Source organism: Streptomyces sp. NPDC088254, assembly GCF_044740925.1.
Taxonomy (GTDB): domain Bacteria; phylum Actinomycetota; class Actinomycetes; order Streptomycetales; family Streptomycetaceae; genus Streptomyces.
Genome location: NZ_JBIURQ010000009.1, coordinates 437,272 through 448,531, shown reverse-complemented (window position 1 = coordinate 448,531; position 11,260 = coordinate 437,272). Strand labels below are relative to the sequence as shown.

The following is an 11,260-nucleotide window of genomic DNA, read 5'->3' as shown; positions in this document are numbered from 1 at the left end:
GCCCTCGACGACTTCCTCCACGGCTACAACTACCATCGCTGCCACACCGCACTCGGAGGCCAGCCACCCATCAGCCGTGTGAACAACGCTGCGGGCCAATACATCTAGGGCGTGTTTCGAAGAGAAGAGACGAAGGAGGGGCGCCCGGTCGACCGGGCGCCCCTCCTTCGTCGTCGACGGGGGTCGGACTGGGGTCAGCGGGCCTTCGGGCCGCCCCTCGGCATGCGCATGCCCTTGGGCATCGGGCCCTTGGGCAGCGGCATGTTGCTCATCAGGTCGCCCATGGCGCGCAGCCGGTCGTTGGTGGACGTCACCTGGGGGCCGGTCAGCACCCGCGGCAGCTTCAGCATGGTGGTCCGCAGCTTCTTCAGCTCGACCTGTCCCTCGCCCGTGCCCACGATCAGGTCGTGCACCGGGACATCCGCGACCACGCGGTTCATCTTCTTCTTCTCGGCGGCCAGCAGGCCCTTCACCCGGTTCGGGTTGCCCTCGGCGACCAGGACGATGCCGGCCTTGCCGACGGCCCGGTGCACCACGTCCTGGCTGCGGTTCATGGCCACCGCCGGGGTGGTGGTCCATCCTCGGCCGACGTTGTCCAGGACGGCCGCCGCAGCGCCCGGCTGGCCTTCCATCTGGCCGAAGGCGGCCCGCTCGGCCCTGCGGCCGAACACGATCGCCGTCGCGAGGAAGGCGAGCAGGAGGCCCAGGATGCCGAGATAGATGGGGTGGCCGATCAAGAAGCCGATCGCGAGGAAGACACCGAAGGTGACGATTCCGACAGCCGCGAGCACAAGACCGATCTTCTTGTCGGCCTTGCGAGTCATCTTGTAGGTCAGGGCGATCTGCTTCAGTCGCCCGGGGTTAGCGGCGTCCGCCGCCGTGTCCTTCCTCGCCATGCCACGCAGTCTACGTGGCCCCGGCGGCGCCGACGACGGCAGTGTCCGGCTGCTGGAAGGCCGGGGCCGGTCAGGGGGTGACGGAGGTGAACTCCTCGAGGACGCGCTGCGCCTCGAAACGGTCCTTGGCGCGGCGGCGGTCCTCCAGCACGGAGGTCCAGGCGTTGCGCCGGGCGGTGCGCTGGCCGCCGCTCATGAGCAGGGACTCGACGGCGCGCAGGGCGTCGGTGAAGGAAGGGATCGCGGTGGCGCGGACGGGCGCGGCCTGCATGTGGAGGTCCCCCTCAGTGCGGCTTGGGCACGAAACGACGTGATCGACGTGAAGTGATACCAGCGTCACTGTTCGGTGTTACCAGGGCGTGACCGACCGGTCAAACGTCCATGAAGCCCCGGTGCGCTGGGCATAAACGCCGACGCGGCCCTGACGTATGCCCTCATCTGCGAGGACGGTCAGGACCGCGTCGTTTCGGCCGCTACCGGCCAGTAGCCGCTTGTGCCCGAATTCACACGCTTGCCCCGCGGCCATCCGGGGAACGGCGGTTGACCCGGCGTCAGACGGCCTGGGCTGCGGCGACCTCGCCGCCGCGCCGCGAAGCGGAGGACTCGCGCGACTCCATCGCCATCCCGTAGAGCCGCCCGGCGCGGTACGACGAGCGCACCAGCGGACCCGACATCACACCGGAGAAGCCGATCTCCTCGGCCTCCTCCTTCAGCTCGACGAACTCCTGCGGCTTCACCCAGCGCTCCACCGGGTGGTGGCGCACCGAGGGCCGCAGGTACTGGGTGATGGTGATGAGCTCGCAACCCGCCTCGTGCAGCTGGCGCAGCGCCTCGCTGACCTCCTCACGAGTCTCGCCCATCCCGAGGATCAGGTTCGACTTGGTGACGAGCCCGTAGTCGCGGGCGGCGGTCAGGACGCCGAGGGAGCGCTCGTAGCGGAAGCCGGGGCGGATCCGCTTGAAGATGCGGGGCACGGTCTCGACGTTGTGCGCGAAGACCTCGGGCCGGGAGTCGAAGACCTCGCGCAGCAGCTCCGGGACGGCGTTGAAGTCGGGGGCGAGCAGTTCGACCTTGGTGTGGCCGCCCTCGCGCCCCGAGGTCTGCTGGTGGATCTGGCGCACGGTCTCCGCGTACAGCCAGGCGCCGCCGTCCTCCAGGTCGTCGCGGGCGACGCCGGTGATGGTGGCGTAGTTCAGGTCCATGGTGACCACGGACTCGCCCACGCGGCGCGGCTCGTCCCGGTCGAGGGCCTCGGGCTTGCCGGTGTCGATCTGGCAGAAGTCGCAGCGCCGGGTGCACTGGTCGCCGCCGATGAGGAACGTCGCCTCGCGGTCCTCCCAGCACTCGTAGATGTTGGGACAGCCGGCTTCCTGGCAGACGGTGTGCAGCCCCTCGCTCTTCACGAGCTTCTGCATCTGCGTGTACTCGGGGCCCATTTTCGCCCGGGTCTTGATCCACTCGGGCTTGCGCTCGATGGGGGTCTGGCTGTTGCGGACCTCCAGGCGCAGCATCTTGCGTCCGTCGGGTGCGACTGCGGACACGACCGGCTCCCTAGCGATTGATTCTTCGGCGGCTTTAAGCGTACGCCCGTTGATTCGAAACCCGGTGCGGGTGTCGGCCCCGCTGGGGGCTGCCGCCCCCAGGCTCCCGCTTCGGCCTGACGGCCTCGTCCTCAAGCGCCGGACGGGCTGAGTGGTGCCGGCGTCTCCTCGATGACCCGCGGCTTCAGGTCGGCGTTCCCCAGTACGTCCGTCAGATGGCGCTCCACGACCGGCAGAACCTCCTCGATGGTCACCTCGCGGCCCAGCTCGTGGGAGAGGGAGGTGACGCCCGCGTCGCGGATGCCGCATGGGATGATCTTGTCGAAGTTGGATGTGTCCGGGTTCACGTTCAGGGCGAAGCCGTGCATGGTGACGCCCTTGGCGACCCGGATGCCCATGGCGCAGATCTTGCGGTCCTCGCGTCGCTGGCCGGCGTTGGAGGGGGCGTACTCGGGGCCGTTGAGGCGGGGGTCGAACTCGTCGTCGGTCAGCCGGGGGTCGAAGTCGAGGGAGAGCCCGCCCAGCGCGGGGCGCTGCTCCACCGGGTCGCCGAGGACCCAGACCCCGGCCCGGCCCTCCACCCGGCTGGTCTCCACGCCGAACTCCGCGCAGACCCGGATCATCGCGTCCTCCAGGCGGCGCAGGTGGGCGACGACGTCGACCGGGCGCGGGAGCTTCTGGATGGGGTAGCCGACCAGCTGGCCCGGGCCGTGCCAGGTGATCTTCCCGCCGCGGTCCACGTCGACGACCGGCGTTCCGTCCAGCGGCCGCTCGTCGTCCGCCGTGCGCCGGCCCGCCGTGTACACCGGGGGGTGCTCCAGCAGCAGGACGGTGTCGGGGACCTCGTCCGCGAACCGGGCCGCGTGCACCCGGCGCTGCTCGTCCCAGGCCTCCTGGTACTCGACGGCGTCCGCGCCGAACCCCATACGGACGAACCGCAGCTCGCTCACGGTGAAGCGCCTCCTTAGACGTGACTGGCGCGAACCGCGCCCACGCCACTGTACGTCCGCCCCCGGCACGTCAGCCGTGCGGCCAATCCTCACACGATCGGATGAATGAACGGCGAGATGTGCGACCGCATGCTCACGCTCAGCTACATTCGCGCCGTTCACGAGGCCATTAGGGCTGCTCACAGGGCAATCCGGGCACTTCAGCAGCCCGGAAGGCAGGAGACCGCACCGCAGATGACGGAACGACCCGCGCAGCGCACTCCCAACCGCCAACTCGCCGCGCTCATCGCAGAAGCGGGCTTCTCCAACGCGGGTCTGGCCCGGCGCGTCGACCAGCTCGGTCTCGAACACGGCCTGGACCTCAGATACGACAAGACCTCCGTCACCCGGTGGCTGCGCGGCCAGCAGCCCCGGGGCACCACCCCCGCCCTGATCGCCGAGGTCTTCACCCGGCGCCTGGGCCGCCGGCTGACCGCCCAGGACCTCGGCCTGGACGCCTGCGCGCCCGTGTACGCGGGGCTGGAGTTCGCCGGCACGCCCGAGGAGGCCGTCGACATCGTCGGCGGACTCTGGCGCAAGGACTCCGGCAGCCATGCCGAACTCCGCAAGATCGCCTTCACCCCGGCGGGTCTCGTGGTGCCCAGCAGGGACTGGCTGATCGGGCGCGCGGACGACAGGGTCGCGCGCGAACAACCATCGGCGGGGGTGTCGGGGCTGGCGGCGGGGGCCGTGGCCCCGGCGTCGGCCCCCGCCGTCGCGGGAGCCGGGGCGCTCCCCGCGCCGGGCGGTGCGGCCGCGGTGGCCCGGGTGCCGTCCCAGGCGCGTCCCGGGGGCAGGCCCGCCGCCCCGCCGGGCGGCGTCGGCAGGGCCGGGCCCGGCGGGTCCGGGGTGCCCCGGCAGCGGGGCCCCGTCGAGCGCGGCCCCGGCCAGCGGGTCACCGGCGGCGACATCGCGGCGCTCCGCTCCGTCGGCGAGCTCTTCCGCACCCTCGACGACATGTACGGCGGCGGCCACGCCCGCCAGGCCCTCGTGCGCTACCTGGAGCACGAGTGCGAGCCGATGCTGCGCGGCGCCTACGGCGAGCAGACCGGACGCCGGCTCTTCGCCGCCGCCGCCGACCTCACCCGCCTCGCCGGCTGGACCTCCTTCGACATCGCCGCGCACGGGCTCGCCCAGCGGTACTTCGTACAGGCGCTGCGGCTGTCGCAGGCCGCGGGCGACCGGGCCTACGGGGCGTACGTGCTGGTCACCATGAGCCGACAGGCCGTCTACCTCGGTCACGGGCGGGAGGCGGTGCAGCTCGCGCGCGTCGCCCAGCAGGGCGTCGGCGGCGGCGCGCCGCCCGTCGTCCAGGCGCTGCTGCACGCGGCGGAGGCGCGGGGGCACGGGACGCTGGGCGAGGTGCGGGCGTGCACCGCCTCCCTGGTGCGGGCGGAGCGGGCGCTGGAGACGGCCAAGCCGGGGGACGAGGTGCCGTTCTGGGCCCGGTTCTTCGACGAGGGGCAGCTCGCCGACGAATTCGGGCACTGCCACCGGGACCTGCAGCAGTTCCGGGCGGCGGCGCAGCACGCCGAACGGTCCCTGCGGCTGCGCCCCGCGGGGTACGCGCGCAGCCGGCTCCTGTGCCGGGTGGTGCTGGCGTCGGCGCGACTGGGCCTGGGGGAGCTGGAACAGGCGTGCCTGCTGGCGGCCGAGGCCGCGGGCCAGGCCGCCGAGATGCGCTCCGTGCGGGCGGTGGAGTACGTACGGGACTTCGAGCGACGCCTGGAGCCCTACCGGGACGCGGGCCCGGCCCGGGTGTACCGCGAGAGGGTGGCGGCACTGGGCTGACGGGTGGAGGCGGGGGGCGGGCGGTTGCTTCGCCCGCCCCCCGCCTGCGTGGGCGGCCTCCCCAGGGGCCCCACCTCCGCGTTCAGGCCGCTGCCTGCCGGGGCGCCGTCGGTGCGGGGTCGGCCGAGTGGAGGGACCCGGCGGCCCCGAGGTCGGCCAGGATCGCCGCCGCCGCCCGGTGAGCCGAGTGCAACGCCCCCTGCACGGTGCTGGTGTCCCGGTGGTCGCCGCACACGTACAGCCCCGCCAGCAACCGCACCGGCCGCCGCAGATCGTGCGGAGCCGGCATCGCGGGGACCGCCTCCGGGGTGTGGTGCACGGCCAGCGTCTCCCAGCGGGCGGTCGGGACGCCGTACAGCCGGGCGAGATGGATGCGGACCGCGGTGTCCACACCGGCCGGCGGCGGGCCGAGGACCGTGGAGGAGATCAGCGTCCGCCCGGCCGGCGCCCGGCTCGGGTCGACCCCGCTGACCACCGCCGTGTGGGCGACCGGACCGCCCCGGTCGGCGTCCAGGACCAGCGAGGCCCCGGTCGCCGGCGGCTCGTCGGTCGTGTGGTGCAGGACCGTCACGGGGTGGAAGTCGGGCACCCGCAGCCCGGGCAGCAGCTCCGCCGCCGTACGGGCGTCGGTCGCCACCAGCACCGCCCGGCACCGGAACACCCCGTGCTCGGCCGTGGTCACCTCGGTCGTCGACACCGAGGTGACCCGCACCCCCGTGTGCACGGTGCCCGCCGGCAGCGTCCGCGCGAGCAGCTCCGGCAGCACGTCCGCGCCGCCCTCCGGCAGGCACAGCCGCCCGGCGGCGAACGCGTGCAGCGCGAAGTCGGCGCACCGGCTGGAGGTGGTGAGCTCCGGATCGCACAGCAGCGCGGCGAGCAGCGGACGAAGGAAGCCGTCGATCGTACGGGCGGGCAGCCCGCGGGCCGCCAGGGCCTGCGCGGCCGGCGCCTCGGGGCGGCGCAGCAGCTGCTCCACGGGCGTGGCCGCGAGCCGGGTCAGCGCGGCGCCGAGCCGCGCCTGGTCCACGGCGGTGCCCAGCGGCGCCCCCGCACGCACCCGCGGCGGGGCCGCCACGGCCCCGGGCGCGGCAGGACGCGGCTTGGACAGCCCCCCGGGCCGAGGCAGCGCCCCCGGCCGAGGGGCGCTCGCCAGGGCGCGCACGGCATGAAGTGCGCCCCTCGCGCTCCGCGCACCTCCCACGCCTGGCTGTGCGCCCGCACGGTGGCGGCTCCCGTCGCTGTGCAGCAGCACTCCCGGGGCGAACGGACGCAGTACCAGCGCGTCCAGCCCCGGGGTGAGCGCCAGTTCGGGATACGCCGTGGACAGCAGCTGTCCGATGCGGTCGAGCCGGAAACCGTCGACCTTCTCGGTCGCCATGCGGCCGCCCACGCAAGGGGCGGCCTCCAGGACCGTCGTCGTCACTCCTGCGCCGGTCAGCCGATGCGCCGCGGAGAGACCGGCGACCCCGGCCCCCACGATGACGACGTCTGCCTGGTAAGCGGGCTCAAGCACGTGCCCCTCCTCGCCTCGAGGTTGCGCGGCCGGTGGAGACGTGATGCCCCCAACAGGCTTCCGGGATACCCGAGTTCGGATCGAGGGTAGGGCCGCGAACGGTCGGGAACAGTCGCACATGGACGGGGCACGGTCGCACGGCGGTCGCATACGGCCCTTGGTCGGAAGCGCCCGACCCGACAGTGAACTGACGGCACCTCAGGCAGCGCGCAGGGCGTCCTCGATCCCGGGGAACGCGAAGGTGAACCCGGACTCCAGCAGCCGCTTCGGCACCACCCGTGCGCTGCCCAGCACATCCCCGGCCATCTCGCCCAGCGCCGCCCGCAACACCGGCGCCGGCACCGGGAACAGCGTCGGCCGGCGCAGCACCCGCCCCATCGCCGCCGTGATCTCACGGTTCGTCAGCGGCTCCGGCGCGGTCAGGTTGAACGGCCCCGAGAGGTCGTCCCGGTCCAGCAGATGCCGCAGCGCCGCGACCTCGTCGTGCAGCGACACGTACGACCAGTACTGCCGTCCGTCGCCCATCCGCCCGCCCAACCCGGCCTGGAAGAGCGGGAACAGCCGCCCCCAGGCGCCGCCGCCCCGGGCGACGACCAGCCCGGTGCGCGCGAACACCGTCCGCACGCCCGCCTCCGCGGCGGGGGCCGCGGCCGCCTCCCACTCCACGCACAGCTCCGGCAGGAAACCCCGCCCGGCGGGCGCGTCCTCGTCGACGACCCGCTCGCCCGTCTCGCCGTAGAAGCCGATGGCACTGCCGTTGACGAGGACCCCCGGCCGGTCCCGCTCGGGCAGCGAGGCCACCGCACGGGCCAGCGCCGCCGTGCCGTGCACCCGGCTGTCGTGGATCCGCTTCTTGTAGGCGTCCGTCCAGCGGTGGTCGCCCACGCCCGCACCCGCCACATTGACCACCGCGTCGCACCCCGCGAGCCCGGCCTCGTCCACCCGCCCCCGCTCCGGATCCCAGCGCACCTCGCCGTCGCCCCGGGGCTCACGGCGCACCAGGCGCACCACCTCGTGCCCGTCCGCGGCCAGGGACCGCACCAGGGCGCCGCCGATGAGACCGGACGCGCCGGCCACCACGATTCGCGTAGCTACCATGCCGCCATCCTGCCCGGAACCCGCGGAAAACCCCGCCCCGAACCCGGCGGACGGACCATAGGGTGACCCGCATGCCCACCGCCCCCGACGCCCCGCGCATACGCCCGGCCCGGCCCGCCGACGACGACGCCCTCGCCCTCCTCGACCGGCTCACCTGGTCTCCGCTGCACGCCGTCACGCCCGAGCCGCAACCGCCGTACGGGCCCTTCTTCGACGAACGCCACCTCCCCGAGGACCACTTGGTCGCCGAACTCGGCCCCCGCCTCGTCGGCTACATCCGCCTCGGCTTCCCCACCGGCCTCGCCTGCAACGCCCATGTCCGGCAGATCCAGGGCCTCGCCGTCGCCGACGAGGCGCGCGGCCGGGGCGTCGGGCGGGCTCTGCTCCGCGCGGCCGTCGAGGAGGCCCGCCGACGCGGCGCACGCCGGCTCACCCTGCGCGTCCTCGGCCACAACGCCCCCGCCCGGGCGCTCTACGCGTCCGAGGGCTTCATGGTGGAGGGCGTCCTGCCGCAGGAGTTCCTGCTGCGCGGGGAGTACGTCGACGACGTCTTCATGGGGCGCCCCCTGTAGACGCCGCGCCCGGCGACGGTGGTGCGCCCGCTCACGACTCGATCAGGCCGCCCGTGTCCACCGCCTGCGTCGCCGTCGCCGCGCGTTCGGCGTCGTCGGCCACCTCCGCCGCCGTCAGGACGTAACCCGTCTCGGCGTCCGAGGTGGAGCGGGCGAAGACCACGCCGAAGACCCTGCCGTCGGTGGTCAGCAGCGGACCCCCGGAGTTGCCGGGGCGGACGGTCGAGCGGATCGAGTAGATCTCACGGGTGACCGTCGCGTCGTTGTAGATGTTCCGGCCGATCGCGTTCACCCGGCCCGCGACCGTCGCCGCCTGGAGGTCGAGGCCGCCGTCCTGCGGATAGCCCGCGACCACCGCCGCGTCCCCGCGGGAGGCCGCCTCGTCGAAGGGCAGCAGCGGCGCGCGCAGGTTCGGGACGTACAGCACGGCCACGTCCTTGGCCGGATCGAACAGCACCACCTTCGCGTCGTACGAGGGCCCCACGCCCCCGATCCGCACGGTCGGGTAGTCGATGCCCGCCACCACGTGCGCGTTGGTCATCACATGCTCGGTCGCGTACACGAACCCGCTGCCCTCGCGGCCCTGGCTGCCCGCGGCGCCCTCGACCTTCACCGTGCTCAGCTTGGCCGCGCTGGTCGCGGCCGGCGTCACGTTGTCACCGGAGGGCTTGGCGACCTCGGCCGTCGACTCCGTCTCGAACGGGTTGAACACCTGCGGGAAGCCCGCCTGGGTGAGCGCGGACGTCGCCCGCGCGAACCACGCCGGGGTGGTGTCCGGCATCGAGTGCTGCACCGTGCCCAGCAGCCGGGACTCCCGGATCGCCGACGTCACCATCGGCGACGCCGACGCGCCCAGCACGCTCGCCGCCACCCACGACACGATCAGCACCGCCGCCGCGTTCGCCGCGGCCCCGCCGACCCCGTCGGCCACCCGCAACGGTCCCCGGTCCAGCTCCCTGCGCAGCCGCAACGCCAGCCGGCTCGCCAGCTCGTGCCCGACCGCCGCCGGCAGCAGCACCGTGAGCACCGCCGTCACCGTCGCCGCCGTCGTACCCGTCGTCACCAGGCCCATCACCCACGGCAACGCCCAGACGCCCACCGCCGCGCCGCCCACGAAACCGGCGAGCGAGACACAGCCGGCCACCAGGCCGCGCCGGTAGCCCGAGGCCGCGTACGCCAGCATCACCAGCACCAGCAGGATGTCGAGCAGGTCCACGCGGCCGCCTTTCTCAGGGATCCTCTAGTACGTGCGGGACCGGCCCGGTGATCAGCCGTGATTCGGCCACACGCGCGGGGAGGACCTAACCGGTCACGCGTGCGTCTACCCGGAAAACGGTGCGGACAGGGACGATGGTTCCACCAGGTGGCACACCACACATCGCGGACCGGCACGAACCCACCGACAGTGGGACCATGCGTGCCATCCGACAGGCCGCCCACCTCAGGGCGCGAGGACGGCCCCCGGCGCGGCCGCCCAGGCCGCTGCTCCTGATCCTCGTCTGCCTGCCAGGGCTCGCCGTCCTCGCCCTGGCGCTGTGCGCGGACCGGGCCGAGCGCGCCGCCACCGCCCGCGCCCCGCACTCCGCCCGCTCCCGGCACACCGTGGCGCACCTCGCCCCACGGCCGCCCGTCGTACCCCGCTCCGTCTGGCTCGCCGATCTCGCCGGCCGCACCCAGCCGCCGCCCCGCCTCGACGACCGGGTCGTCGCCGTCTTCGTCCACCACACCGACTCGCCCAACGCCTACGACTGCGCCGACGCGCCCCGCCTCATCCGCCACCTCTACGCCGGCCAGACCGGTGCCCGGGGCTGGGACGACATCGGCTACAACTTCCTCGTCGACCGCTGCGGAACGATCTACGAGGGCCGCGCCGGCGGGATCGACCGCGCCGTCACCGGCGCGCACACGCAGGGCTTCAACCACCGCACGGCGGGCGTCGCCGCGCTGGGCACCTTCACCGCCGGGACGCACGTGCCGCAGCCGATGCTCGACGCGATCGCGGCCCTCGCCGCCTGGAAACTCGGCCCCGCCGGAATCGACCCCAGGGCGACGGTCAGGCTGACCTCCAGCAGCAGCCGCAGCCGCTACGACGCCGGTGTCACCGTCTCCCTGCCCGCCCTCGCCGGCCACGACGACGGCTTCGAGACGACCTGCCCCGGCGCCGCCCTCACCGCGCGCCTGCCGGAGATCCGGCGGACGGCGGCCCGGCTCCAGGGCCGCACCGACGCCACCTCGGTCCCCGCGTCCACAGGAACGCTCACTCCTTGAACCGCTCCCACAGCCGGGGGTAGCGCTCGGCGAGGACGCGGGCGTTCTCGAAGTCGAGTGGCGTGCCCTCGGGCTCCGCCCGTGCGGGCTGGATGCCCAGGTCCGGGGCGACGGTCCCGGTGAGCTGCTCGTAGGCCTCGTCGGCCGCGTAGCCGAGTTCCTCGCCGTCGCCGTCGATCTCCTCGTCGAAGTCGCCCAGCAGGTCGGCGAGCGAGTCCGGATCGTGCACCGCCCCCTCGTAGACCTCCCGGCCCTGGCCGATCAGCCAGCAGCGGAAGAAGTCGAAGGCGTCGTCGCTCGCCCCGTCCAGCAGCACCCAGGCGGCGCCCCACAGATCCCAGGTGTACGCCCGGTTGTAGCGGGCCTCGAAGTGACGGGCGAAGTCCAGCACCAGATCCGGGTCCAGCCGCAGCAGCCGGTCCACGAGCACCTCGGCCTGTTCCTCGGGGTCCCCCTCGGCGGCCTCACGGGCGGCGTCGACCAGCTCCCAGAACTCCGTCTCGTCCATCACGGGTCCCAGCATCGTGCCTGGAGGGGCGGGACGCACCCGGAGTGCGGCGCATTCACCGCCCCGGCACGGCTCCGCGAACGC

11 protein-coding genes and 1 pseudogene are annotated in these 11,260 nt (G+C 73.8%); 4 read left to right on the top strand and 8 right to left on the bottom strand.

From position 1 onward, the window contains the following. Positions 1 to 108 (top strand): annotated as a pseudogene (locus ACIOC0_RS27080) (IS481 family transposase); the annotation flags it as partial. An 86-nt stretch (positions 109 to 194) separates the two neighbouring features. Here the strand turns inward: ACIOC0_RS27080 and ACIOC0_RS27075 are convergent. From ACIOC0_RS27075 to lipB, 4 genes are all read right to left on the bottom strand, one after another. After that, positions 195 to 896, bottom strand: a complete 702-nt coding sequence (locus ACIOC0_RS27075; RefSeq protein ID WP_130437120.1) for a DUF4191 domain-containing protein — start codon at positions 894 to 896, stop codon at positions 195 to 197. A gap of 70 nt (positions 897 to 966) precedes the next feature. Further along, positions 967 to 1,167 carry a hypothetical protein gene (locus tag ACIOC0_RS27070; protein ID WP_402158203.1) on the bottom strand — a complete coding sequence of 67 codons (201 nt, stop codon included), beginning with the start codon at positions 1,165 to 1,167 and terminating at the stop codon, positions 967 to 969. Between the two features lie 280 nt (positions 1,168 to 1,447). After that, positions 1,448 to 2,437, bottom strand: a complete 990-nt coding sequence (lipA, locus tag ACIOC0_RS27065; protein WP_402158200.1) for a lipoyl synthase — start codon at positions 2,435 to 2,437, stop codon at positions 1,448 to 1,450. Between the two features lie 131 nt (positions 2,438 to 2,568). After that, positions 2,569 to 3,387, bottom strand: a complete 819-nt coding sequence (gene lipB / locus ACIOC0_RS27060; protein WP_402158198.1) for a lipoyl(octanoyl) transferase LipB — start codon at positions 3,385 to 3,387, stop codon at positions 2,569 to 2,571. Positions 3,388 to 3,621: 234 nt separating this feature from the next. Between lipB and ACIOC0_RS27055 the strand changes: the two genes are divergently transcribed. Next, positions 3,622 to 5,217, top strand: a complete 1,596-nt coding sequence (locus tag ACIOC0_RS27055; RefSeq protein WP_402158196.1) for a regulator — start codon at positions 3,622 to 3,624, stop codon at positions 5,215 to 5,217. A gap of 82 nt (positions 5,218 to 5,299) precedes the next feature. Here the strand turns inward: ACIOC0_RS27055 and ACIOC0_RS27050 are convergent, their stop codons facing one another. Together ACIOC0_RS27050 and ACIOC0_RS27045 are read right to left on the bottom strand one after the other, a co-directional pair. Then, positions 5,300 to 6,730, bottom strand: coding sequence for an NAD(P)/FAD-dependent oxidoreductase (locus ACIOC0_RS27050; RefSeq protein ID WP_402158194.1), 1,431 nt, complete (start codon positions 6,728 to 6,730; stop codon positions 5,300 to 5,302). Between the two features lie 198 nt (positions 6,731 to 6,928). Then, positions 6,929 to 7,828: a TIGR01777 family oxidoreductase gene (locus ACIOC0_RS27045; protein WP_402158192.1), complete on the bottom strand. Its 900-nt coding sequence runs from the start codon at positions 7,826 to 7,828 to the stop codon at positions 6,929 to 6,931. A 71-nt stretch (positions 7,829 to 7,899) separates the two neighbouring features. Between ACIOC0_RS27045 and ACIOC0_RS27040 the strand changes: the two genes are divergently transcribed. Continuing rightward, positions 7,900 to 8,400 (top strand): GNAT family N-acetyltransferase, encoded by a 501-nt coding sequence (locus tag ACIOC0_RS27040; protein ID WP_402158191.1) that lies wholly within the window; start codon positions 7,900 to 7,902, stop codon positions 8,398 to 8,400. A gap of 31 nt (positions 8,401 to 8,431) precedes the next feature. On the opposite strand, the gene ACIOC0_RS27035 is transcribed toward ACIOC0_RS27040, so the two are convergent. Next, positions 8,432 to 9,616, bottom strand: coding sequence for a MarP family serine protease (locus ACIOC0_RS27035; RefSeq protein WP_402158190.1), 1,185 nt, complete (start codon positions 9,614 to 9,616; stop codon positions 8,432 to 8,434). A 197-nt stretch (positions 9,617 to 9,813) separates the two neighbouring features. On the opposite strand from ACIOC0_RS27035, the gene ACIOC0_RS27030 reads away from it, so the two are divergent. Further along, positions 9,814 to 10,668 carry a peptidoglycan recognition protein gene (locus ACIOC0_RS27030; protein ID WP_402158187.1) on the top strand — a complete coding sequence of 285 codons (855 nt, stop codon included), beginning with the start codon at positions 9,814 to 9,816 and terminating at the stop codon, positions 10,666 to 10,668. Here the strand turns inward: ACIOC0_RS27030 and ACIOC0_RS27025 are convergent. After that, entirely contained in the window at positions 10,658 to 11,176 is a 519-nt protein-coding gene (locus ACIOC0_RS27025) for a DUF4240 domain-containing protein (protein ID WP_402158230.1), read from the bottom strand. The two genes, ACIOC0_RS27030 and ACIOC0_RS27025, sit on opposite strands and share 11 nt — an antisense overlap. Positions 11,177 to 11,260 lie beyond the last annotated feature (84 nt).